Here is a 24,168-nt window from a genome sequence, read left to right as displayed (position 1 = left end):
CGCCGACATCAATCAGGAAGCCGGGTTGATCGGCTTTTCCGGGTACCAGGCATCCAGCAGCGGGCTGACTTCAATGCTGGTCAGTTCGCTACGGCCCTTGAGCCAGGCTTCCACAGCGGTGCGCTGCTCTTCGCTGACCGAGCCACGCTTGACGGAGCAGACCAGACCGAAGTCATCGCCGCCGACATAGTCCAGGCCGTTGGCATCCATGGCATCAGCCAGGAAAGCATCGAGGAAGGCATCGATGGCTTCATCGGACAGGTCTTCCTTGAAGCCCAGGTTCAGTTCGAAACCCAGCTCCTGGAATTCATCCACGCACAGTTTCTTGCGCAGGCGACGGGAACGGTTGGTAGCCATGAAACAATCCTCTCAATTAATTACGCGCGGCACTTTACCAGTTTCCGGCACACAACGGCGCTTTTCCGTCGAACGAGGCCCATGCAGAGCACGCTTGGGGCATAATGCGCACTATATTCGTCTTGGGGCCATCATTTCATACAGCCCCAGTGTCTTTTCCCCTCGCCCGCAGGGTTTGTCCATTTATGATCAAGACGCTCCGCCCACTGCTGTTCGCCGGCCTGTTCCTGCCCTTGTCGCTGTCCGTCCAGGCCGCCACCGTCAACACCAATCTGCCACCGAAAGTGCAACAGGCGCTCAAGACCAACAAGCTGCAGGACTCGGCCCTGTCGCTGGTCATGCTGCCGCTGGACGGACCGGGCGCGGCGACCGTGTTCAACGCCGACGTGTCGGTCAATCCGGCCTCGACCATGAAGCTGATCACTACCTATGCCGCGCTTGAGCTGCTGGGCCCCACCTTCCAGTGGAAAACCGAGTTCTACACCGACGGCACCCTGAGCAACGGCGTGCTCAATGGCAACCTTTACCTCAAGGGCGGTGGCGACCCCAAGCTGAACATGGAAAAACTGTGGTTGCTGATGCGCGACCTGCGCGCCAACGGTGTGCGTACCGTGACCGGCGACCTTATCCTGGATCGCAGCCACTTCGTGCAACCCAACCTGCCCCAGTTCAACGACGACGGCGGTGACGACAACAAGCCGTTCCTGGTCAAGCCGGACTCGCTACTGGTCAACCTCAAGGCCTTGCGCTTCGTCGCCCGTAACGACGGTGGCAAGGTCAACGTGTCTGTCGAACCACCGATCGCCAGCATCCGCATCGACAACCAGGTCAAGGCCGTGGCGGGCAAGCAGTGCACTGGCGAAGTGCGCTACAACCCGGTAGTGCAGCCTGATGGTGTCAGCGTCACGGTCAGTGGCCAGCTCGCCGATGGCTGCAACTCGCAGACCTACCTGGCGCTGCTGGATCATCCGACCTATGCCGCCGGTGCCGTACGGGCCATCTGGAACGAGCTGGGCGGCAGCATCCAGGGCCGCGACCGCATCGAGAACGTGCCCAAAAGCGCACGCCTGCTGGCACGGGCCTTCTCGCCAGACCTGGTGGAAGTGATCCGCGACATCAACAAGTACAGCAACAACACCATGGCTCAGCAGCTGTTCCTCAGCCTTGGCGCGCAGTTCCGTACCGACGCCGACGGCGACGATGCCCGTGCCGCCCAACGGGTGGTCCGCCAGTGGATGGCCAAGAAAGGCATCACCGCACCACACCTGGTGATGGAGAACGGCTCGGGCCTGTCCCGTGCCGAGCGGGTCAGCACCCGCGAGATGGCCGCGCTGCTGCAGGCGGCCTGGAAGAGCCCGTATGCGGCCGAGTTCATCAGTTCGATGCCGCTGGTGGGCATGGACGGCACCATGCGCAAGCGGCTCAAGCGCACCGCCATGACAGGCGAAGGGCACATCAAGACTGGCACCCTGAATACCGTGCGGGCGATTGCCGGGTTCAGCCGGGACAGCAACGGGCACACCTGGGCGGTGGCGGCCATTCTCAATGATCCCAAGCCTTGGGGGGCTTCGCAGGTGCTGGATCAGGTGTTGCTGGATCTTTATCGGCAGCCGAAGGTGGGGAATGGGACTGTTGGGGTGATGCCTTGATTGCGCTTGGGTCCTCAAAGTGTGGGTTTTGATTGATGTAAGCACATTCATTGACGCGGGCGACGCATAGTCACCTTTTCGCCTTTACGGCGACCTTCTTTTGCGCGGGTGCAAAGAAGGCAAAAACCGCTGGCTCCATTCATCCGGCCCCTACGCTTCGCTTCGGGGTCCCCTCACTCCGGGCTCGCTCCGGGAGGACGCGCCGACGGGCCATCCATGGCCTGATCGGCGCTTGCGGGCATCCATGCCCGTCACCTCCCTGCGCAAACCCTGCGTTCGGCCTCCTGAAGTCGCAATTGGCGGCGCCTGGACTATTGCGCGCTTAGAAGCAGAGCAAGAGCAAGAGCAAGAGCAAGACGAAAAAGCACAAATGCTTGTTTGGCAGCTGATCATTGATTGGCTGTCGCATCGGTGCGCCGATGCGACGTGCTCATGATCAAAGAGGCGGGCTCAGCGTGCGGGGGCGAGCTTGCCCTTGTCGTCGGAGAAGACGATCTCCACCCGACGATTCTGCGCCCTGCCCCGCTCCGAGGCATTGGCCTCCACCGGGTACTGGTCACCATAGCCCTCGACCTGGATGCGCTTTTCATCCACGCCCAGGTCAACCAGCATGTCGGCCACCGATTGGGCACGATCACGGGACAGCTTCAGGTTCTCTTCCGCCGCGCCGGTGCTGTCGGTATAACCCTCGATCCGCACCACTCGACGCGGATTGAGCTGGAGGAACTGCACCAGCTTGAGCACGGTGCGGCTGGCCGAGTTCTTGAGGTCGGCCTGGCCGGTATCGAACAGCACATCACCCAGGGTCATCACCAGGCCACGGTCGGTCTGCTCCGACGCCAGCGCTACAATTTGCGCCTCGACGAACTTGCCCTGCTGCTGCACGCTGGCCAGCTTGGCCTCGCGCAACGCCAATTGCAGGCGCTGGCGCTCCAGGTCGAGCTTGGCCATGCGTTCCTGGTTCAATGCCAGCTTGGCATGCTCGCTGGCGATCTCGCTGTAGCGTTGGCTGAGGTAGGCGTAATGGCGCACATCGCTGCCGGTGCCGACATAACCGGCCAGTCGCTCCGCGCGCCCCAACGATTCGCCGGCACGGATCACGTCACGGGGCGCGCTGCGCAGCACGTCGGAATTGTCCTTGACCTTCTGGAACGCGGCGCTGGCGTCGTCCAGCGCCGACTCGCTGCGCTGGCTGGCGCAGCCCTGCAACCCCACCAGAGCCAGTAAGGTCAACGCGGCCACGGGCGTGAAGCGGCTCATGGCTGCACCTCCAGCTGTTTGCGCAGACGCTTGATACGCGATTGCAACACCTGCAATTGCTCCTCGCTCTTCTGGTTCAGCACCCGCGCCTCGGCCAGGCGGGCATCGAGTTCGGCCTGCTCGGCGCGCAGGCGTGCATCGCGATAACTTTCACCGAGCATGTTGCTCTTGGCGCGGGCCAGTTTGTCTTCGGCCAACTTGAACTCCGGCACCTGCTCGGTGGCACCGACCGCCTTGGCCTGCTCGAGCGCCTGCTCAGACAAGCGCAGCTGTTCATTGGGTGCCGGGTCATTGGCACAGCCGGCCAGGCCAAGCACGGCCAGGGCGAGCATCAAGGGTTGGATTCTCACACACGCTTCCTACTGTTTGGGGGCACCCTGCGACGCCTGCATCTGCGCCTTCCAACGCTCGACATTGCGCTGCAACACAGCCTCGCTCGCCCCGGAGATCGGCAATTCTGTCAGCTTTTTCGCCAGTTGTCCGCGCAACCAGCTGTCGTTGCAGGCCGAGTTGTGCGACACCGCCAGATACAACCCCGGCCGGTCCACCGGCAAGCCGCGGGCGATGAGGTCGTTAGCCACCCCAAGGCTCTGGGCCATGGCCATGCCCGAGTAGCGCCCGGCCAGCACATAGTCGACCTGGCCAAGCACCAGCTTCTGGAAGGCCTGCGTCAGATTCTGCGCCGGTTCCAGCTTGAGCTGGGCCTTGGCGAACGCCTCGAAGGCCGGTGTCAGACGGGCCTTCTCCGACAAGGCGCCCTGGTAGCGGGCAAGGTCGGCCGGGCCGTCGAACGCCAGGGCGGCGTCATGACGGGTCCAGACCAGGTATTCATTGAGCTGCAAAGGCGGGTGGATGTAGTCCAGGCTGGTCAGCTGGGTTACCTGCATCGGCGTGTCGAGCAACAGGTCCATGCGCCCGCTGCGCACTTCCTCCAGCGCTTGTTCGCGTTTGCCGGCGTGCAACACCTCGACCTTCACCCCCAGCTCGGCGGCGACTTGGCGAAGCAGGTCGACATTGGCGCCAATCAGGTGCTTGGGGTCTTGCGGATCCTGCCAGGAATACGGTGGCGCATCCGGGCTGCCGGTGGCTACCAGACGCTCGCACTTCCCCACCGCCAAGGCCTGAGTCGACAGCAGCGCCAGCACGCAGGCCAGCACCCCCTTGCTCCAGCGAAACGCCATGCACCCTCTCCCGCCCCTGAAAAAAATCATGAAAAAACCCGGACCGCCAAGGGCGGCCCGGGTTCTTTATAAGTGAAGCAGTCGGATCAGACCAGCTTTTCCAGCTCTGGAACCGCTTCGAACAGGTCGGCGACCAGGCCGTAGTCGGCCACCTGGAAGATCGGCGCCTCTTCGTCCTTGTTGATCGCGACGATCACCTTGGAGTCCTTCATGCCGGCCAGGTGCTGGATCGCGCCGGAGATGCCGACGGCGATGTACAGCTGTGGCGCGACGATCTTGCCGGTCTGGCCGACCTGCATGTCGTTCGGCACGAAGCCGGCGTCGACGGCGGCGCGCGAGGCACCCACGGCAGCACCGAGCTTGTCGGCCAGGGCGTACAGGTGCTTGAAGTTGTCACCGTTGCCCATGCCACGGCCGCCGGAGACGACGATCTTGGCGGCGGTCAGCTCTGGACGGTCGGACTTGGCCAGCTCTTCGCCGACGAAGGCCGACTTGCCAGCGTCGTGGGCCGCGGCCACGGTTTCGACGGCAGCCGAGCCACCTTCGGCGGCCACGGCATCGAAACCGGTGGTGCGCACGGTGATGACCTTCACGGCAGCGCTCGACTGCACGGTGGCTATGGCGTTACCGGCGTAGATCGGGCGCTTGAAGGTATCGGCCGATTCCACCGAGATGATCTCGGAGATCTGGTCGACGTCCAGCAGCGCGGCGACCCGTGGCAGGATGTTCTTGCCGTTGGTGGTGGCAGGGGCCAACACATGGCTGTAACCCTTGGCCAGTTCGACTACCAGCGGCGCGACGTTTTCCGGCAGGGCGTGGGCGTAGGCCGCGTTGTCCGCGACCAGCACCTTGGCGACACCTGCGATCTTGGCGGCGGACTCGGCGACGCCACCGACGTTCTGGCCTGCGACCAGCACGTGGATATCACCACCGATCTTGGCGGCAGCGGCGACAGTGTTCAGGGTGGCCGGGGCTACGGCACCGTTCTCGTGTTCAGCGACAACCAGGATAGTCATTTAGATTACCTTCGCTTCGTTCTTCAGCTTCTCGACCAGTTCGGCCACCGACTTGACCTTGATACCAGCGCTGCGGGCAGCAGGCGCTTCGACCTTGAGGGTCTTGTTGGTGGAGGCGATGGACACGCCCAGCGCGTCTGGAGTGATGGTCTCCAGCGGCTTCTTCTTGGCCTTCATGATGTTCGGCAGCGACGCGTAGCGCGGCTCGTTCAGGCGCAGGTCGGTGGTGACGATGGCTGGCAGGCTCAGCGCGACGGTCTGCAGGCCGCCATCGATTTCACGGGTGACGTTGACCTTGTCGCCAGCGACTTCAACCTTGGAGGCGAAGGTGCCCTGGGCAAAGCCGGTCAGCGCGGCGAGCATCTGGCCGGTCTGGTTGTTGTCGCTGTCGATGGCCTGCTTGCCGAGGATCACCAGCTGCGGCTGCTCCTTGTCGACAACGGCTTTCAGCGCCTTGGCCACGGCCAGGGAGTTCAGTTCGTCAGCGGCCTCGACCAGGATGGCGCGGTCGGCACCCAGGGCCAGGGCGGTACGCAGTTGCTCCTGGGTGGCGGTCGGGCCGATGGAGACGACGACGATTTCGCTCGCCACGCCCTTCTCTTTCAGGCGCACGGCTTCTTCCACGGCGATTTCGCAGAAGGGGTTCATGGACATCTTGACGTTTGCAAGGTCGACGCCGGAGTTGTCCGCCTTGACGCGAACCTTGACGTTGTAGTCGACCACTCGTTTGACAGCTACAAGAACCTTCATGGATTCCTCGTTACTCTCCGGTGAAAAGAATGTCGCCTGGGGGCTGCCCGGCGAATGCGCGTGGGTACAAGGGCACCTCTAAAAACGTGTCGACAGCAGTAAAGTTCAGTTGACCGATCAGTCCTGTTACGACCCTGAGGGTCCAAAACCCGCGGGTCATTTCCTGTGGTGCCGTGTAGACTCCACTACAACACCTGATTCGGCCCGCAAACCCTGCTCTACGCCCGGTCTTTAGGGGTGCACCTGCGCCCGACGGTCAGCCTACGGCGAACGCGAAAGCGCTCGTATCTTGACCGTAACACCCAATCCGGTCAATACGGCAAATTGGCCAGCCCTCAGCCGCCTACCTGTGATTTTACGGGCCTCCGGCAAATTCAAACAAACGTTTGTATTGGACCCGCCAAGTGGTGTAGATATAATGCGCGGCCAAGACAAAACGGTGTAGTCCATCACCTGCGAAGCTACAGCACCTGAACGCCGCACGTGACCGTGAACACCCATAAAAGACAAGCAACGCGATGAGCCTTGAGTAGGAGAGAACCTGTGGAACGCGAATACATGGAATTCGACGTGGTCATCGTCGGCGCAGGCCCGGCGGGCCTGTCCGCCGCCTGCCGCCTGAAGCAGAAGGCCGCCGAAGCCGGTAGCGAGATCAGCGTCTGCGTGGTCGAGAAAGGCTCCGAAGTCGGTGCCCACATCCTCTCCGGCGCCGTATTCGAGCCGCGCGCACTGAACGAACTGTTCCCCGACTGGAAAGAACTGGGCGCACCGCTGAACACCGAAGTGAAGCGCGACGACATCTATGTGCTCAAGGATGCCGGAAGCTCGACAAAAGTGCCTGACCTGTTCGTGCCCAAGACCATGCACAACCAGGGCAACTACATCATTTCGCTGGGCAACCTGTGCCGCTGGCTGGCCCAGCAGGCGGAAAACCTTGGCGTGGAGATCTACCCAGGCTTCGCCGCCCAGGAAGCGCTGTTCGACGAAAACGGCGTGGTGCGCGGCATCGTTACCGGCGACCTGGGCGTGGACCGCGAAGGCAACCCGAAAGACGGCCTGTACACCCCCGGCATGGAACTGCGTGCCAAGTACACCCTGTTCGCCGAAGGCTGCCGTGGCCATATCGGCAAGCAGTTGATCAAGCGCTTCGACCTGGACAACGAGTCCGACGTCCAGCACTACGGCATTGGCCTGAAAGAGATCTGGGAAATCGACCCGGCCAAGCACGAGCAGGGCCTGGTGGTGCACACCGCCGGCTGGCCGCTGGACGTGATGGCCAAGGACAACACCGGCGGCTCGTTCCTCTACCACCTGGAAAACAACCAGGTGGTCGTCGGCCTGATTGTCGACCTCTCCTACGCCAACCCTTACCTCTCGCCGTTCGACGAGTTCCAGCGCCTGAAGCACCATCCGGTGATCAGCCAGTACCTCGAAGGCGGCAAGCGCATCAGCTACGGCGCTCGCGCCCTGGCCAAGGGCGGCATCAACTCGCTGCCCAAGATGGTCTTCAACGGCGGCGCGCTGATCGGTTGCGACCTGGGCACCATGAACGTGGCCAAGATCAAGGGCAGCCACACCGCGATGAAGTCCGGCATGCTCGCCGCCGAAGCGGTGGCCGACGCACTGATCGCCGGCAGTGAAGGCGGTGACCAGCTCAACAGTTACGTCAGCGCCTTCAAGGCCAGCTGGCTGCATGAAGAGCTGTTCGCCAGCCGCAACTTCGGCCCGGCCATGCACAAGTTCGGGCCACTGCTGGGCGCAGCGTTCAACTATGTCGACCAGAACTGGTTCGGCGGCAAGCTGCCCTTCACCCTGCACGACACCAAGCCGGACTATGCCTGCCTCAAGCTCGCGGCCGACTCGAAAAAAATCGACTATCCCAAGCCGGACGGCAAGCTCAGCTTCGACAAGCTCAGCTCGGTGTTTCTCTCCAGCACCAACCACGAAGAGGAACAACCCTGCCACCTGAGGCTGACCGATCCAAACATCCCGATCGCCAGCAACCTGCCACTGTACGACGAGCCGGCACAGCGCTACTGCCCGGCCGGCGTGTACGAAGTGGTCACCCAGGAAGACGGCAACAAGCGCTTCCAGATCAACGCGCAGAACTGCGTGCACTGCAAGACCTGCGACATCAAGGATCCGGCCCAGAACATCACCTGGGTCACCCCTGAAGGCGCCGGTGGGCCGAACTACCCCAACATGTAAGCCCTGCCCTGGCGGCAAGCAAAAGCCCCCTGGCCGAGAGGCCCGGGGGCTTTTTCCATGGTCCCTATCCCTTGTACGAAACCACGGTGTGCGTGGTGTCCAACCCCAGTTGTTCGAGCCGCTCCAGGACATGCCCCAGGCACTGTCCACCATCGGGTTTGTAGTGTCCGGAGGCATCGTTGACCAGACCAAGAATGTCGCTCACCGCATTGCTGGTGGTCTTGCGGTCGATGCGCATTTCTCCGGCGCACACCCCCGGCTGGCCACCGCCAAGCTGGCTGTGCCGGGTATAGCGCGTACGGTCCAGGGACTGGTCCCAGAGTTTGACCAGAATGCTTTTTTGCGGGGTGTAGACCCAGGTGTAGGCATCCTGGGCAGTATTGGGGCGCAGATAGGTCAATCTGCCGCTCTTCAGCTCATAGGCCAGTATCTGACCCCGGTCCTCGCCAATTAGCTGACAGACGCCATCAAGGGTTTCAGGCTGATAGCTGCGCCATTTCAGCACGTCGATCAGCCATTGCTGCAATTGCACCGGGTAGGTGTAACCGGCAAAGTCCAGTGGCGCAGAGATATCAGCCTTGCGCCAGTCCAGCCAGTTCACCCGGCCTTGCCATGCCACGCCGCCCCTGGCCTCGATCCAGCGGTTGTCGCTCCCTACCACGCGGTTGTTCAGCTGGTCATTGACCTTCAGGTCCAGCGACCGCATCTTCCAGGCCGGACCGTACCCCCCCGGCACTGGCCTGGTAGATCTCGACCGAATGCAACTCATCGGCATAGATCACGCTGCGCTGGAACATCTTGGACAGGTCGACCTCGACCTGGAAGTGCGCGCCCCGCTCGAAGTTGCCGGCCAACGGCTGTCGGTGCTCGCTGCCATTGATCGAGAACGAAAGGGTATCGCCGGTTCCGGCACTGTAGTCGCCAGAGACCGCGAGACACACGCTCAGCTTGTCGATGACCATACTCGGTACCTGACCCCGCCTCGGACGCTGAGGCAAGTGCACCCGCCAGGTTTCGGAAGGCAGCGCCTCGCTTCGTCGCTGCAGCCAGACCTCACCCGAAATCGGAGCACTGCACAAGCTACGGGTGCCGTCGCCATAGAGAAGCTCGCCCTGGGAAGACAGCCGCCAGCGATCTCCCGAGGCTGCGCTCGCCTTGCCGCAGATCCCGAGCCCCAAGGTCTGCCCGGTGGTGACATTGACCAGTTGCCCGTCCTTGTAGAGCCATTGCATGGCCTTGGGATCTGGATTCACGGCGAGGCACACGCCCTCCTCGTCCGCCATCAGATAATCGTGACCATTGGAGAGCATGAACGGGATACCGGTGGGTAGGCCGTTCAAGGGGTCCCCGGCACCACCACTGCCATCCAGTGCCTTCAGCTGGGTGAATTCGACGGTTTGCTGACGCTGCGCACTGTCGGTCAACAGCACGGCATGGCTGTTGACGGCCAACTCGATACGGCTGATGTGGCGAAAGTCATGCAGCGGATGCACGCCGGTCAGTTGCTTGCCGTCACCGTAGACCACCACCCACGCCTGATCGTGAAGGTGCCGGGACTCCAGGACACAGGCAAGGCTACGGCCCCAGTGAATAACGGGGGTTCTGGCTTGATCATCCGGTTTCGTGCTGGCGGGATTCGCAGCCGAAAAGCTCATTTGTGGCGGAAACGCTGGCAGTTGGGCCCGCGTCATCCAGGTAATGCTGAAACTGGACATGTACATTTTCTCCTGACTGTATGAACGGAAGGGTCCGTCAACGATCAGTCGAAACTACGTGCACAACCTCGAAGGCGCTGTAGGGGAGCAGAGTTGCGGACATTCAAAAACCCGCCCCTGCCTGTAGGACCTGTTGACTGCCAGGCCGTATCAGTCAGTCCTGACTTCCTCGAACAATTCCGGATGACAGTCAAGGCGCTTGAAACAACTTGATCAGCGCGACCGATGGTTGAGCCTTGCCGTTCTCGTAGCGGGAAAAGGCATTGCCACCTCATTTGTCACCGCACATGAGCGGCATCGACTCGGCAACAAACCCCAACGGCTCACGACGCCCGAAATAGAGCGCCGTCAGCAACCCGACCATGCCCATGACCAGACAAAAGCCGACACACACCCACGGACTCCAGGGCATCAGGGCGATCAGCGCCAGCGGCGTGGTACTGGCCCACAGGGCGTAGGCGACGTTGTAGGTGAAGGAGATGCCCGACACGCGGATATCCGCCGGGAACAGCCCGACCATCACCGATGGCACTACCCCCACCACGCCACAGCACAATCCGGCCAGGGCATAGGCCAGCCAGGTCATGCCCCACTGCCCCACCAGACTGGCGTACAGCGCGCCGATACCCAGCGGCAGCAACAGGCTGTAGATCATCAATGCCCGCCACGCCCCTATACGGTCCACCAACAGCCCGGCCAGCACACACCCGATATTGAGGAAGACGATGCCCACACTGCTCAGAGCAAAGGTATGCCCGGCGGTCATGGCGAAGCGCTGCTGCATCACGGTCGGGGTGATCACCACCAGCACCACCACCGCCGAGGTCAGCACGCACGTAAGCAGCGCCGCCGGAATCAACGCCCGACGGTGTCGGCTCAGCACTCTACGCAACGGGAATGCCACAGGCTGCTCCCGCTGCTCGCGCAACGCCAGGAATACCGGCGTTTCACTCAACCAGCGGCGCAACCAGACACCGATCACGCCGAACACTCCGCCCAGCAGGAAGGGATAGCGCCAGGCGTAGTCGAGAACTTCCTGGGGCGTGAACAGCTGCGCCAGCAAGGTCGCGGTCAGCGCCCCGAGCAGATAACCAAAGGTCAACCCAGCCTGCAGGAAGCCCAGCGCATACCCGCGTCGCCCGGGTGGCGCGTGCTCGGCAACGAACGTCCAGGCACTGGGCACCTCGCCGCCCACCGCCGCCCCTTGCAGGATGCGCAGCGCCAGCAGGATCAGCGGCGCGGCGTAGCCGATGTCAGCGTAGGTCGGCATCACCCCAATCAACAGGCACGGCAGCGCCATCATCAGGATGCTCAGGCTGAACACCCGCTTGCGGCCCAAGTGATCGGCGAAATGGGCCATCAGGATGCCGCCCAGCGGCCTGGCCAAGTAACCGGTGACGAAGATCCCGAAGCTCTGCAGCAGGCGCAACCACTCCGGCATCTCGGGCGGAAAGAACAGCTGGCTGAGCGTCAGGGCAAAGAACACGAAGATGATGAAATCGTAGATTTCCAGGGCACCACCCAGCGCGGCCAGACCCAGGGTCCGGTGGTCGCCACGGCTGAACCGTGGCGGGCGGGTGATATCGAGCGCAGTCATGGCAGCTTCCGCAACGTGGCAAAAGGCCAAGAGAATAGCAAAAGCCTTGAGCCTGTGACCGTCCGTGCTTCAGGAGTTGCGGCAGAATACCGTCTGCGCGAGGTTGGTGCGCCGCCGGGAATAGTTCGAGGCCCCGGCCAGCCCTGGTGGCAGGGGCAACTGCCCGACCAGCACCGGCAGGTCGATGATCGCCATGAACGACTCCAGCGCCTCGCTGTCGGGTGCATGGGGCAGGCTGATGCTGACAGCATGCCGGTCACTCGGCGGCACCGCCGGCACCTTCAGGTGCGGCGAGTGGTACAGCAGCGCGTGCTGGATCTGCGAACTGACCCGGCAGAAGCGCGCCAGGTCGACCCCCGCATGGCTGGCCAGCTCAATGTTGCCCACCAGCAGGTTGAACGGTTGCAAGGCACTGTGCACCAGACGCTGCAGGTCGTCGAAACTCTCCACCGGAGCGATCCGGTAATAACCCAGGCCATTGAGCATCCTCTCCAGTTGCAGGCGCTGGGCGGGATGCTCGTCGGCGATGAGGATGCGCATGGATTTGTTAGGCATCGTCCGGACCTGGGCAGTTAGGTAATGACAGTGGCTCCGTGACCATACTGCGCCGGGAACGGCAACGTCAGGCAGCGCGCCTGGACGGGGGGTCTTTATTGATAGTTGTCGTGAACCCGGGAGAAATCAAGTGACCGGCTCACGGAATTTTCACATCCGCCGGCATCCCGCTCAGGACTCCCACTGGCGCATGCGCATGCGGCAGTGCTTCATGGCATTGACGATGTGCTTTTCCACCACGCTGCGGGAAATATCCAGGCGCTCGGCGATCTGCTGGTGTGACAAGCCCTCGAGCTTGCGCAGCAGGAAACTGTCACGGCAAGGCGCGCTCAACTCGCCCAAGGCCTGCTGCATCAGCGCCAGACGCTGGTCGAGCTGCATGCTGTGCATCGGGGCGGGGCTGTGCCAGCGTTCGTCGCTGTCGAGCACCTCGAGCGGCTCGGCCTGACGCACCTGGTGGCGCCGATGATGATCGACCACCAGGTTCATCGCCGTGCGATAAAGAAACGCGCGCGGGTGTTCGATCCGCTCGCCTTCCGTGCGCTCCAGCACGCGGATGTAGGCATCATGGGCGACGTCTTCGGCCGTCTGGCGATTACCAAGCCGGGCGGACAGGAAGCTCACCAACTCGCGATAATAATGTTCCACGACGGCACCTGTCGTCTCCCTGCTCGAGCGCTGGTAGGCAGGCGCAGCGGGTCTGGATAATATCAGTGTGCGATCTTACAAATTATAATTATTCGCAGCAACACGCAGGCACCCCTGGCCGCCGTTAAATCGTCATCAGCTATATTCGTTTAACTGGGACCCCCGAGCGCGTGCAGCGTCGCAGCACTCGGTCACTACCCTCGGCTGGAAGCCCGCATGACACGCACATCCAACACCCGCCGCCGAGTGCTGTTCGGCGCCCTGGGCCTGGCCGGCCTCGGCAGCCTGGTAGCCTGGCAGGTCCTGCCGCTCGGTGGCGCACCGGTCAGCACCGTACCGGTACTGCGCGCCGATATCGAAAGCAGCGTCACCGCGCTGGGCACCCTGCAACCGCGCCGTTACGTCGACGTCGGCGCCCAGGCCTCGGGGCAGATTCGCAAGTTGCATGTGGAGGCCGGTGACGAAGTGCGCCAGGGCCAGTTACTGGTGGAGATCGACCCGTCCACGCAACAGGCCAAGCTTGATGCCGGACGTTACTCGATCGAGAACCTCAAGGCCCAGCTGGCCGAACAGCGTGCGCAATATCAGCTTGCCCAGCAGCAGTACCAGCGTCAGCAGGGCCTGGCCGCCGCCGGCGCCACCCGCCAGGAAGACCTGCAGACGGCGCAGGCGCAACTGAAAGTGACCCAGGCCCGCATCGACATGTACCTGGCGCAGATCCGCCAGGCCCAGGCCAGCCTGCGCAGCGACGAGGCAGAACTGGGCTACACGCGCATCTACGCGCCCATGAGCGGCACCGTGGTGGCGGTGGATGCCCGCGAAGGCCAGACCCTCAATGCCCAGCAGCAGACCCCGCTGATCCTGCGGATCGCCAAGCTCTCGCCGATGACCGTCTGGGCCCAGGTGTCCGAAGCCGACATCGGCAAGGTCAAGCCGGGCATGACCGCCTACTTCAACACCCTGGCCGGCGGCAAGCGCCGCTGGACCAGCACCGTGCGCCAGATCCTGCCGGTACCGCCCAAGCCGCTGGACCAGACCAGCCAGGGCGGTGGCAGCCCGGCCAGCGCGACTGCCGGCACCACCGGCAGCAAGGTGGTGCAGTACACCGTGCTGCTGGACGTGGACAACCCCGACGGCGCCCTGATGGCAGAGATGACCACCCAGGTGTTCTTCGTCGCCGGACAAGCCAGCCAGGTGCTCAGCGTGCCCCTGGCCGCGCTGGACGACACCCCCGTTGACGGCCTGCGCCAGGCCCAGGTGCTGAACAGCAAGGGCCAGATCGAGGCCCGCCAGGTGCGCACCGGCTTGAGCGACCGCCTGCGGGTGCAGATTCTCGAAGGCCTGAACGAAGGCGAGCGCCTGGTCATCGGCCTGCCTGCCGCCAGTGGGGGTTGAGATGGCCACGCCCCTGATCGAGCTGTGCGACATCCGCAAGGTCTACGGCGGTGTCGATTCGCCCAGGGTCGAGGTGTTGCGCGGCATCAGCCTGAGCATCCACCCCGGCGAGTTCGTCGCCATCGTCGGCGCCTCGGGCTCCGGTAAATCGACCTTGATGAACATCCTCGGCTGCCTCGACCGTCCCACCTCGGGCAGCTACCGCTTCGCAGGCCGGGACGTGGCCGAACTGGACAGCGACGAGCTGGCCTGGCTGCGTCGCGAAGCCTTCGGCTTTGTGTTCCAGGGCTATCACCTGATCCCTTCGGGCTCGGCCCAGGAGAACGTCGAAATGCCGGCCATCTACGCCGGCACCCCGCCCGCCGAGCGCCATGCCCGCGCCCACGCCCTGCTCGAGCGCCTGGGCCTGGCCAGCCGTACCGGCAACCGCCCGCACCAGTTGTCCGGCGGCCAGCAACAACGGGTATCGATCGCCCGCGCGCTGATGAATGGCGGGCACATCATCCTCGCCGACGAGCCCACCGGCGCCCTCGACAGCCACAGCGGCGCCGAGGTGATGGCCCTGCTCGACGAACTGGCCAGCCAGGGCCATGTGATCATCCTCATCACCCACGACCGCGAAGTCGCGGCCCGCGCCCAGCGGATCATCGAAGTGCGCGACGGCGAAGTGGTCAGCGACTCGCCCAGCCAGCCGTCGGCCGACATCCCCCGGCAGTTGCAGGCCGACGACCTGCGCCAGCGCCTGGACCGCGGCGCCACCCAGCGCGGCGCCTGGAAAGGCGAGCTGGTCGAGTCCCTGCAGGCTGCCTGGCGGGTGATGTGGATCAATCGCTTCCGTACCGCGCTGACCCTGCTCGGCATCATCATCGGGGTCGCCTCGGTGGTGGTCATGCTCGCGGTCGGCGAAGGCAGCAAGCGCCAGGTCATGGCACAGATGGCGGCATTCGGCTCGAACATCCTCTACCTTAACGGCAAGCACTCTTCCGAGGAACTGATGGGCATCGTCACCCTCGACGATGTCAACGCTGTCGGCGAACTGCCCCAGGTCAAACGGGTCATGCCGGTGATCGGCGACAAGCTCATGGTGCGCCACGGCAACAAGGGCGAGCAGTTCTACGTTGGCGGCAACAACACCTGGTTCCCCGAGATCTTCAACTGGCCCGTGGTCGAGGGCAGCTTCTACAGCGAGGCCGACGAAGCCAACGGCGCCGCCGTGGCGGTGATCGGGCAGAAGGTGCGTGACAAGATGTTCGGCCCGGGCAGCAATCCGCTCGGGCAGTACCTGCTGATCGGCAACGTGCCGTTCCAGGTGATCGGTGTGCTCCAGGGCAAAGGCGCCAGCTCTGGCAGCGAGGACAGCGACGAGCGCGTGGTGGTGCCCTACTCCGCCGCCTCCATCCGCCTGTTCGGCAGCCGCGACCCGGAATACGTCACCATCGCCGCCCTGGACTCCAGCCGGGTGAAGGAGACCGAGCAGGCGATCGAGCGCCTGATGCTGCAGCGTCACCAGGGCAAGCATGACTTCGTCCTGACCAACGACGCCGCATTGATCCAGGCCGAGGCCCGCACGCAGAACAGCCTGTCGCTGATGCTCGGTGCGATTGCCGCGATCTCCCTGCTGGTCGGCGGCATCGGCGTGATGAACATCATGCTCATGACCGTGCGCGAACGCACCCGCGAGATCGGCATCCGCATGGCCACCGGCGCGCGCCAGCGCGACATCCTGCGCCAGTTCCTCACCGAGGCGGTGATGCTGTCGATGGTCGGCGGCGTGACCGGCATCGCCCTGGCCCTGGCCATCGGCGGCAGCCTGTTGCTGGCCGACATCGCCGTGGCCTTCGCCCTGCCCGCCATCCTCGGCGCCTTTGCCTGCGCCGTGATCACCGGCGTGGTGTTCGGTTTCATGCCGGCCCGCAAGGCCGCCCGCCTCGACCCGGTCAAGGCCCTTACCAGCGAATAACCCATGACGATCCCCTGCCGTATCAGCTTGCTGGCCCTGAGCCTTGGCCTGGCCGCCTGCAGCACCCCACCGCCGCCTGCGGCGAACATCGACGCCCCGCCGGCCTGGCAAGGGCCGACCAGCGCCAAGCAGGCCCTGCCGGACAACCAGTGGTGGCGCGCCTTTGCCAGCCTGGAACTGGACCAGTTGATCGAGCGCGCGCGCTCGAACAGCCACGACCTGGCGGCAGCCGCGGCGCGGGTGCGCAAGGCCCAGGCCATCGCAGTGATCGCCGGGGCGCCATTACTCCCAGAAGTACAGCTCGGCCTGGATGGCAGCCGGCAGCGCCTGTTGCGCGGTGAAGGCAACAGCCAGCTCGACGCCAGCAGCAGCGAGCGCACCAGCACCTCATTCGGCACCCGCCTGAGCGCCAGCTACGAGATCGATTTCTGGGGCGGCCTGCGCGCCACCCGCGACAGCGCGCTGCGCAGCCTGGATGCCAGCCGTTTCGATCGCCAGACAGTCGAGCTGACCCTGGTCAGCGCCGTGGCCGACAGCTACCTGCAAGGCCTGGCACTCGACGAGCAACTGCGCATCGCCCGGCTCAACCTGGACAATGCCCGCGACGTGCTGGGCCTGGTCGAAGCCCGCGAACGTTCAGGCTCGGCCACCCGCCTGGAACTGGCCCAGCAGCGCAGCCTGGTCGCTGCCCAGGAACGCCAGCTACCGTTGCTCGAACAGCGTCGCCAGGACAACCGCATCGTCCTCGCCACCCTGCTGGGCGACCCGGTGCAGGCCCTGCCCGACAATCGCGAAATGATCAGCAACGTACAGTGGCCCAGCATCGGCAGCGGCGTGCCCAGCGAACTGCTCGGCCGGCGGCCGGACATCGCCGCCGCCGAGGCGCGCCTGGCGGCGGCCAGCGCCAACATCCAGGTGGCCCGGGCGGCCATGCTGCCTCGCCTGATACTCGGCGCGAACCTGGGCAGCGGTGCGCGCACCCTGCCCAATGTCTTCGACAGCCCCTACTACACCCTGACTGCCGGCCTCGCCGCGCCGATCTTCAACAACGGCCGACTCAGCGCCGCACGGGACCAGGCCAGCGCCGAACAGGAGGAATTGCTGGAGCTGTACCGCGGCAGCATCCTGGCGGGCTTCGCGGACGTGGAGAAAGCCTTGAACGCCATCGCCGGTGTTGAACGCCAGCGCCGCTGGCAGGACCAGGAGGTGGAGCAGGCGCGCATCGCCTTCGACTTGGCCCAGCAACGTTACGCCGCTGGCGCCGAAACCCTGCTGACGGTGCTCGAGACCCAGCGCACGCTGTATCTGGCCCAGGACCAGCAGGCGCAGCTGCGCCTGGAGCAGTTGCAAGGCAGCGTGGCGCTGTACAAGGCATTGGGTGGGGGCTGGCAGACGCCGGTCAAGCTGTAGGGCACGCGACAAGTCCCTGCAGGCGCGGATTTGCCCGCGCCTGCAGGGGCATGGGGTGTATCAGGGCACGATGTTCTTCAGTGACAGGTGGCGGGCGTACCAGGGGCGTTGAGGTACCTTGCGCAGCAGGCTATCCAGCTTTTCTTCGTCACCGAAAGTGATACGCAGGGCCAGCTTCATGGTCTCCACGTCCATCTCCACCGACTTGCCCAGGCGCATGCCTGGCTGCGTGCTGCAGCCATGGGTGTCCGGACCCAGCCACGGGTCGCCGGCTTCGACCCACCGGCCTGGGGCGAACCAGGGCACGCCATTGACCTCCAGGCGCCGTACCTGGCCGGGGTGATAGCGTTCATGGGCACGGAACCAGTCATCGATACGGTCATCGATCCAGCCATGGAACCCCCAGAACACCGGGTGCACATGGGATGAGAACGGATCACCGAGGAAGTCGTTCTCGGGCTCGAACCAGCGCGCGGCGAAATCCGCCTGGTCACGGGCGAACGGCACCGGCGCGCCATTGTTCGGATCACGCGGCACCGACGCCCAGCACATGTGCAGCCAGTCGTGCAGGTTCATCTCCAGTTCCGAACCGAAGGCCCCCAGGGTCAGTTTCGACAGGTACAACGGGTCCTGGTACTGCGACTCCCACACCTGGAAGTTGCTGCAATAGGTTTCGCCGGCCTTGATCGCCCCGACCCACTGGCCATAGGCCTCGTCGCCCGGCGCCTGCCAGGTCGGCGGTACGCAGTAGCCATCGTGGTTGTCGAAATAGCGGGCAAAGCCTACGCGGTCGAACTCGACGCTCGGCTGTGGCAGCGGGAAGCGCTGCCAGGAAGGCAGGTCCTGCAGGGTGCGCGCATACATCAGCATGTGCCGGTGCATGAACAGGAAATCGATACCCGAGCCATTGCGGTGCTTGCGCGGGCCACGGGCATCACGCTCGCGGCCCCTAGGCCCCGGCTGCCAGCCAAGGCCACGCAGGGCGTCCTGCTTTTTCTCCGGCAGCTTGTGCCACTTGTCGCGGGTGGCGTGCCAGAGCTGGTGGAACAGACGATGCTCAGCGCCGACCACCCATGCCAGCATCTCGGGGGTGTAAGGCAGGCGCTCACGGGCCTCGGGGAACAACCGCTTGACTGCGACGAAGCGGCTGTCGGGCACCGGCAGGGTCAGCGGCCGGTCCAGACGCTGCACACGGCCGGTCAGCGTACCGCTGCCGGCATTGGCGAACTCGGCCCAGACTTCGTCCAGACTGGCCACGCACTCATAGCCCGGCCCGCCATGCTGGTTGACCAGGCGCCAGCGCACCTGCGCGCTGCTGGCGCCGACCAGGTCGCCCAGCACCCGGTAGGCCGGCTCGCCAGCTCCACGCAAGCGCTCGCCGGTATCGACAAAACCGCGCAGGCCGCGCCCCTTGGTGGCGACATCGAGGAACATCTCGACACCTTGCTGGGGCAGCCCATCCAGGCCGCGTTCGGCACCCTCGAAGCGGATTTCCCAGACGCCGCGCAGTTGGTCCGCGAGCATCTGGCCTGCGTAGTCGGCCAGCTCGACGCTGGCTTCCCCAGGCGTGACGATGTCGTCCTCGGGGTCATGGGTCAGTTGCTTGTGCGCGTAATAGGCCGCCGTGCCTGTGGCGCCCGCCACAGCCAGGCCGGCGATGAATCCTCGTCGGGAAATTGTCATTGCGCCTCAATCCGTCTTCGCGTGCCGCGACTGCTATCCAAGCTAGAACGTAGGCGGGCCAGGGAAATTTAGGCACGGCACACCCCGGCTAATTAACCGCGCAGTGCGCTCGTCTGATGGGTATCTCCCGCTGACAGAGGCATGCCCATGACCTCCCCGCTTGCCCGCCTGGCACCTGCTGCCCAGGCCACGCCCTACCGGCTCTTCGACCTCGACCTCAAGACCATCGAAACCCTGAGCCCCTCACTGACGCGCTTCGTCTTCACCGGCGAGGACGTCGCGCAGATGACCACCCTGGCCCCCGACCAGCGTGTGAAGTTGCTGTTTCCGACGCCAGCCGGCGCGCCACCCAACCTGCCCAAGCACGCGCAATGGCAGCAGGCGCGGCGCGAACTGCCGGCGCAAGACATGCCGCCCATGCGCACCTACACCATCCGCGCCCTGCGCCGCGAGGCGCTAGAGGTGGATGTGGACTTTGTCCTGCACGGCGTCAATGGCCCCGCCTCGGCCTGGGCCACCCATGCCCGCATCGGCGACCGCCTGCAGATGGTCGCCCCCAACCTGGCATATGCCGACGACCCCGGCGGCTATGAATGGAAACCGCCACGCAGCGCACGGCGCATTCTGCTGGTCGGCGACGAAACCGCCCTGCCGGCGATTGCCGGCATCCTCGAACAGCTGGCCGCGACCGCGCCGGAGCTGCCAGTCGAAGCGTTCATCGAAGTGCCGTTGGAAGCCGACTGTCTCGACCTGCGCCAGAGCCCGGCCACCCGCCTGCACTGGCTGCCACGCGATCTGCTGCGCAGTGAGCACGGCCAAGGCATGCAGCACGCCGTGCGCGAGCTGGCCAGCCTGCCGGCGCCGCGTGGCGCTTCGACGGTCGAGCTGGAAGACGTGGATATCGACGAAAGCATCCTGTGGGAACAGGCCTGCGGCGAACACGGCGACTTCCATGCCTGGATCGCCGGGGAATCGGGGACTGTCATGGATATCCGCCGCTACCTGATCAAGGAGCGCGGACTGCCGCGAGAAAGCTTGACCCTGATGGGCTACTGGCGCGCCGGGCGCGTGTTCGACTGAGGCACAGGCAGGGGCGCCTTGCGCCCCATCGCCGGCAATGGACGAAGGGGCTGAACGCAGCCCCGGAACATCAACCGGCCTTGACCGCCGCCGCGACGGCTTCGGCAAATCTCGCCGCCACTTCATCGATCTGCTCGGCGCTGATGATCAACGGCGGCAGGAAGCGCACCACAGCACCATGGCGGCCGCCCAACTCGAGGACCAGGCCGCGGCGCAGGCACTCGCGCTGCACCCTCGGCGCCAGGCTGCGGCATGCTGGCGGATGCCCCTGCGCGTCGCGCTTGCCTGCCGGGTCCACCAGCTCCACGCCCAGCATCAGGCCACGGCCACGAATGTCGCCGAGCTGCGGATAGTCCTGCTGCAACCGGTGCAGGTGCCCGCGCAGGCGCTGGCCCATGGCCTCGGCGTGCTCGCACAGGCGGTGCTCGACCAGGTACTTCATCACCGCAGAGCCCGCCGCCATCGCCATCTGATTGCCACGGAAGGTGCCGGCATGGGCGCCCGGCGACCACTGGTCGAGCCAGTCGCGGTAGACCATCACCGCCAGCGGCAGGCTGCCGCCAATGGCCTTGGACAGGGTGACCACGTCAGGCACGATGCCGGCGTGCTCGAAGGCGAACATCTTGCCGGTGCGGGCGAAGCCGCTCTGGATCTCGTCGACGATCAGCGCCACCCCGGCCTGCTCGGTGATTCGGCGCAGCCCGCGCAACCACTCGATATCGGCAGGAATCACACCGCCCTCGCCCTGCACCACCTCGACGATCACCGCCGCCGGCAGCGCCACCCCGGCTTCGGGGTCGTTCAGCAGGTTTTCCAGGTAGTGCAGGTTGGCGCGCACGCCCGCCTCGCCACCCAGGCCGAACGGGCAGCGGTAGTCATAGGGGTAAGGCAGGAACTGCACGCCATTGTTCAGCAGCGCGCCAAGTGGCTTTTTCGGCCCCAGGCTGCCCATCAGGCTCAGGGCGCCCTGGGTCATGCCATGGTAGGCGCCCTGGAACGCCAGCACGGTGCTGCGCCCGGTCACGGTACGCACCAGCTTGAGCGCGGCCTCCACCGCATCGGTGCCGGTCGGGCCGCAGAACTGGATCTTGGCTTCGCCGCGCAGGCCCTCGGGCAACAGACCGAACAAGTCCTGGACGAACTGGTCCTTGACCGGCGTGGTCAGGTCCAGGGTATGCAGTGGCAGCTCGTCAGCCAGCACGCGCTGGATGGCGTCGATCACCACCGGATGGTTGTGACCCAGGGCCAGCGTGCCGGCACCGGCCAGGCAGTCGATGAACTGGCGGCCCTCGACGTCCTCGACGTACAGGCCACGGGCGCGCTTGAGCGCCAGCGGGATGCGCCGCGGGTAGCTGCGGGCGTTGGACTCCTGCTGTTGCTGGCGCAGCAGCAGGGGTGAGTCCTCGAATTCGTACAGCGGGCGCGGCGCGGTGGCCGGCAGCACCTGGGCAAGGCTGGAAGCGGTCGACATCGGAAAATCCCTCGCAAGCAAGCGAATGTGCCCGCCACGCGCCCTGTAACCGGATGTGTGTCGGGTTCTTATCGCTTGAAAAACGCTTCAGCGAGGTGCGGATTTAGCGGTTGCCGTCGGATTTGTTGAGGATCTGCGGCCTCCGTCGCGGGGCAAGCCCGCTCACACGCCATATTGCGTGAGAGCGGGCTTGCCCCGCGATAGGTATGAACTCAACTCCCTGAGCGTGCCGGCACCTGCAGGCGCACCCGCAAGCCATCGGCCTGGCTGTCGAAACGCAGGCTGCCGGCACAGCGCTGGACGATGGCCTGGACGATCGCCAGCCCCAGGCCGCAACCGCCGCTCTGGCCGTTGCGCCAGAAACGCTCGGTCAGGTGTTCGAGATCTGCTGGCGCGATACCTGGACCATGGTCGCGCACGAGGAAATCCACCTGGCCGTCCTGCGCCTGCACATCCAGCTCCACGGCGGCATCGCCGCCATGGCGCAGGGCGTTATCCAGCAGGTTACGCAGCGCCGCCACCGCCAGCGGTGCCGGCATGCTCAGGTAGACCTTGGCCGCCTCCACGGGCAGATGCAGGTGAATGCGCCGGTTATCGCCACCGCCGGCATCCTCGATGGCCTGCCGGGCAACCTGGGCGGCACTGCACTGCACACCGTCATCGAACGACAGGCTGCCCTCGACCCGCGCCAGCATCAGCAACTGCTCCAGCGTGCGGTGCATGCGGTCGGTACCCTGCTCGGCGTGCTCCAGGGCCTGTTCGCGCACCGCGCCGTCAGTCATGCGCGCCACCTGCAGGTGGGTCTTGATCGCGGTCAACGGGCTGCGCAGTTCGTGGGCGGCGTCGTCGGTCAGGCGGCGTTCACGCTCGAGGGTCTGGGCGATGCGCAGGAACAGCTGGTTCTGGGTATCGAGCAACGGTTGCAGCTCGCTGGGCAAACCGGCCACCTGCAAGGGTTCGACGCTGTCGGCGCGGCGCCTGCGCAAGGCATCGCGCATCCGATTGAGCGGTTCCAGGCCTTTGCCCAGGCCGATCCACAACAACCCCAGGCTGCCCAGCAGGGCCATCAGCACCGGTGCCGAGGCCGCCAGCAGGATTGACTGGTTCAGCGCCTCGCGCTCCTGGTGACGGTCGGCGGTGGTGATACGCACGTCGCCATGGTTGTAGGTGAAGGTACGCCATGAGGCGCCATCGATGGTCTGATCACGGAACCCGCTGCGCTCGTCGTCCATGGCGCCATCGTGCTTGTGGTTGCTGGCGAGGATCTCGCCGCGCAACGAGCTGACCTGGCAAGCCATGCCATCCGGCACGCTGAACTGGTCGGCGGAAAAATGCGCGTCCTGGCCCTTGACGGTCAACGGCTGCGGCAACTGGTCGATCAGCCCCGCGACCATGCGTGCCGAGGCCACCAGCCGCTGGTCGAGGGAGAACATCATCTGCTGGCGCAGGTCACGCAGCATCCACGCTGCCGCCAGCACCCAGATGACGATGAACACGCTGCCGAGGATCAGCGACAGCCGTACCCGCAGGCTCATGATGCGGCCGCCTCCGGCGCCTGGGCCGGGCCTAGGCGGTAACCCAGGCCGCGCACGGTCTCGACGATGCTGTTGCCCAGCTTGCGCCGCAGGTGGTGGATATGCACGTTCAGCGCATTGCTCTCGACTTCGTCGCCAAAGCCATAGACGCAGTCCTTGAGCTGCTCGCTGGAGAGCACGCGCCCCGGGTTCTGCAGCAACGCCTGGAGCAGCGCCTGCTCGCGCCGCGACAGGTCCAGTGGCCGGCCAGCCAGGGTCGCCTCGCAACTGCTGGGGTCGTAGCGCAGCGGACCATGCTCGATCACGTTCACCGCCCGCCCGGCCACCCGGCGCAGCAGGGTATGCAAGCGGGCGGCCAGTTCGCGCAAGTCGAAGGGTTTGAGCAGGTAGTCGTCGGCGCCGGCCTGCAGGCCATCGACCCGGTCGGAGACCGCGTCACGGGCGGTGAGCACCAGGACCGGCAGGATCTCGCCCTGCTGGCGCAGACGGCGCAGCAGTTTCAGGCCGTCTTCGTCGGGCAGGCCCAGGTCAAGGATCATCACGTCGAACTTGGCGGTCTGCAGCATCTGCCGTGCCTGCGAGGCGCTGGCCACCCGGTCCACGGTCAGGCCTTGGGCCGAGAGGCCGGCGCAGATGCCGCTGGCGATCAAGTCGTCGTCCTCGCAGAGCAGAACGTGCATGGGGGAGCTCCAGGGTAG

General features: G+C 64.9%; 21 protein-coding genes and 1 pseudogene. 6 read left to right on the top strand and 16 right to left on the bottom strand.

Translation table 11 applies throughout. The features are described from left to right. Window positions 1-12 precede the first annotated feature (12 nt). Window positions 13-357 (bottom strand): YggL family protein, encoded by a 345-nt coding sequence (locus DFS21_RS17790; protein ID WP_110698792.1) that lies wholly within the window; start codon window positions 355-357, stop codon window positions 13-15. Between the two features lie 185 nt (window positions 358-542). On the opposite strand from DFS21_RS17790, the gene dacB reads away from it, so the two are divergent. Next, the gene (dacB, locus tag DFS21_RS17785; protein WP_110698794.1) at window positions 543-2,006 is read left to right on the top strand and encodes a D-alanyl-D-alanine carboxypeptidase/D-alanyl-D-alanine-endopeptidase; all 1,464 of its coding nucleotides are present in this window, start codon (window positions 543-545) and stop codon (window positions 2,004-2,006) included. 450 nt (window positions 2,007-2,456) lie between these two features. Here the strand turns inward: dacB and DFS21_RS17780 are convergent, their stop codons facing one another. The 5 genes from DFS21_RS17780 to DFS21_RS17760 all read right to left on the bottom strand — a co-directional run bounded on the left by DFS21_RS17780 (window position 2,457) and on the right by DFS21_RS17760 (window position 6,213). Beyond that, the gene (locus tag DFS21_RS17780) at window positions 2,457-3,266 is read right to left on the bottom strand and encodes an OmpA family protein (RefSeq protein WP_111532748.1); all 810 of its coding nucleotides are present in this window, start codon (window positions 3,264-3,266) and stop codon (window positions 2,457-2,459) included. Beyond that, window positions 3,263-3,616, bottom strand: coding sequence for a DUF4398 domain-containing protein (locus DFS21_RS17775; RefSeq protein WP_110698796.1), 354 nt, complete (start codon window positions 3,614-3,616; stop codon window positions 3,263-3,265). The genes DFS21_RS17780 and DFS21_RS17775 overlap by 4 nt, the downstream gene beginning before the upstream one ends. Before the next feature lie 9 nt (window positions 3,617-3,625). After that, the gene (locus DFS21_RS17770; protein WP_110698798.1) at window positions 3,626-4,447 is read right to left on the bottom strand and encodes an ABC transporter substrate-binding protein; all 822 of its coding nucleotides are present in this window, start codon (window positions 4,445-4,447) and stop codon (window positions 3,626-3,628) included. Window positions 4,448-4,533: 86 nt separating this feature from the next. After that, window positions 4,534-5,463: an electron transfer flavoprotein subunit alpha/FixB family protein gene (locus DFS21_RS17765; RefSeq protein WP_102683120.1), complete on the bottom strand. Its 930-nt coding sequence runs from the start codon at window positions 5,461-5,463 to the stop codon at window positions 4,534-4,536. Continuing rightward, window positions 5,464-6,213, bottom strand: coding sequence for an electron transfer flavoprotein subunit beta/FixA family protein (locus DFS21_RS17760; protein WP_111532747.1), 750 nt, complete (start codon window positions 6,211-6,213; stop codon window positions 5,464-5,466). A gap of 543 nt (window positions 6,214-6,756) precedes the next feature. On the opposite strand from DFS21_RS17760, the gene DFS21_RS17755 reads away from it, so the two are divergent. Then, on the top strand, window positions 6,757-8,421 hold the full coding sequence (locus tag DFS21_RS17755) for an electron transfer flavoprotein-ubiquinone oxidoreductase (protein WP_111532746.1): 1,665 nt from the start codon (window positions 6,757-6,759) through the stop codon (window positions 8,419-8,421). Between the two features lie 64 nt (window positions 8,422-8,485). On the opposite strand, the gene DFS21_RS17750 is transcribed toward DFS21_RS17755, so the two are convergent. From DFS21_RS17750 to DFS21_RS17725, 6 genes and pseudogenes are all read right to left on the bottom strand, one after another. Next, window positions 8,486-9,127, bottom strand: coding sequence for a hypothetical protein (locus tag DFS21_RS17750; RefSeq protein ID WP_111532745.1), 642 nt, complete (start codon window positions 9,125-9,127; stop codon window positions 8,486-8,488). Continuing rightward, window positions 9,099-10,136, bottom strand: coding sequence for a hypothetical protein (locus DFS21_RS17745; RefSeq protein WP_146603151.1), 1,038 nt, complete (start codon window positions 10,134-10,136; stop codon window positions 9,099-9,101). Before DFS21_RS17745 ends, DFS21_RS17750 begins: the two co-directional genes overlap by 29 nt. A gap of 150 nt (window positions 10,137-10,286) precedes the next feature. Beyond that, window positions 10,287-10,407 (bottom strand): annotated as a pseudogene (locus DFS21_RS27315) (type II toxin-antitoxin system MqsA family antitoxin); the annotation flags it as partial. Next, the gene (locus DFS21_RS17735; RefSeq protein ID WP_111532743.1) at window positions 10,408-11,733 is read right to left on the bottom strand and encodes an MFS transporter; all 1,326 of its coding nucleotides are present in this window, start codon (window positions 11,731-11,733) and stop codon (window positions 10,408-10,410) included. Window positions 11,734-11,802: 69 nt separating this feature from the next. Next, window positions 11,803-12,288 (bottom strand): response regulator, encoded by a 486-nt coding sequence (locus DFS21_RS17730; protein ID WP_046856445.1) that lies wholly within the window; start codon window positions 12,286-12,288, stop codon window positions 11,803-11,805. Between the two features lie 171 nt (window positions 12,289-12,459). Then, complete coding sequence (locus DFS21_RS17725) at window positions 12,460-12,999, bottom strand: sigma-70 family RNA polymerase sigma factor (protein ID WP_110699055.1); 540 nt, start codon at window positions 12,997-12,999, stop codon at window positions 12,460-12,462. A 153-nt stretch (window positions 13,000-13,152) separates the two neighbouring features. Between DFS21_RS17725 and DFS21_RS17720 the strand changes: the two genes are divergently transcribed. From DFS21_RS17720 to DFS21_RS17710, 3 genes are read left to right on the top strand one after another with little or no spacing between them, the layout of a single operon-like run. After that, window positions 13,153-14,331 (top strand): efflux RND transporter periplasmic adaptor subunit, encoded by a 1,179-nt coding sequence (locus tag DFS21_RS17720; protein ID WP_110699056.1) that lies wholly within the window; start codon window positions 13,153-13,155, stop codon window positions 14,329-14,331. 1 nt (window position 14,332) lies between these two features. Continuing rightward, a complete protein-coding gene (locus tag DFS21_RS17715) occupies window positions 14,333-16,291 on the top strand; it encodes a MacB family efflux pump subunit (protein WP_111532742.1) in 1,959 nt (652 codons plus the stop codon). A gap of 3 nt (window positions 16,292-16,294) precedes the next feature. Then, on the top strand, window positions 16,295-17,701 hold the full coding sequence (locus DFS21_RS17710; protein WP_111532741.1) for an efflux transporter outer membrane subunit: 1,407 nt from the start codon (window positions 16,295-16,297) through the stop codon (window positions 17,699-17,701). Between the two features lie 60 nt (window positions 17,702-17,761). On the opposite strand, the gene DFS21_RS17705 is transcribed toward DFS21_RS17710, so the two are convergent. Next, complete coding sequence (locus DFS21_RS17705; RefSeq protein WP_111532740.1) at window positions 17,762-19,384, bottom strand: twin-arginine translocation signal domain-containing protein; 1,623 nt, start codon at window positions 19,382-19,384, stop codon at window positions 17,762-17,764. 147 nt (window positions 19,385-19,531) lie between these two features. On the opposite strand from DFS21_RS17705, the gene DFS21_RS17700 reads away from it, so the two are divergent. After that, a complete protein-coding gene (locus DFS21_RS17700) occupies window positions 19,532-20,464 on the top strand; it encodes a siderophore-interacting protein (RefSeq protein ID WP_110699064.1) in 933 nt (310 codons plus the stop codon). Between the two features lie 70 nt (window positions 20,465-20,534). On the opposite strand, the gene DFS21_RS17695 is transcribed toward DFS21_RS17700, so the two are convergent. The 3 genes from DFS21_RS17695 to DFS21_RS17685 form a co-directional block, all read right to left on the bottom strand. Next, on the bottom strand, window positions 20,535-21,935 hold the full coding sequence (locus tag DFS21_RS17695; RefSeq protein ID WP_111532739.1) for an aspartate aminotransferase family protein: 1,401 nt from the start codon (window positions 21,933-21,935) through the stop codon (window positions 20,535-20,537). 212 nt (window positions 21,936-22,147) lie between these two features. After that, on the bottom strand, window positions 22,148-23,470 hold the full coding sequence (locus DFS21_RS17690) for an ATP-binding protein (RefSeq protein ID WP_111532738.1): 1,323 nt from the start codon (window positions 23,468-23,470) through the stop codon (window positions 22,148-22,150). Then, window positions 23,467-24,150, bottom strand: coding sequence for a response regulator transcription factor (locus DFS21_RS17685; RefSeq protein ID WP_110699070.1), 684 nt, complete (start codon window positions 24,148-24,150; stop codon window positions 23,467-23,469). The genes DFS21_RS17690 and DFS21_RS17685 overlap by 4 nt, the downstream gene beginning before the upstream one ends. Window positions 24,151-24,168 lie beyond the last annotated feature (18 nt).

The sequence above is a fragment of the Pseudomonas sp. 2848 genome, from assembly GCF_003253945.1.
Lineage (GTDB): Bacteria > Pseudomonadota > Gammaproteobacteria > Pseudomonadales > Pseudomonadaceae > Aquipseudomonas.
Note: the sequence above shows the minus strand (reverse complement) of the source record. Positions and strands in the feature narration are given on the sequence as shown.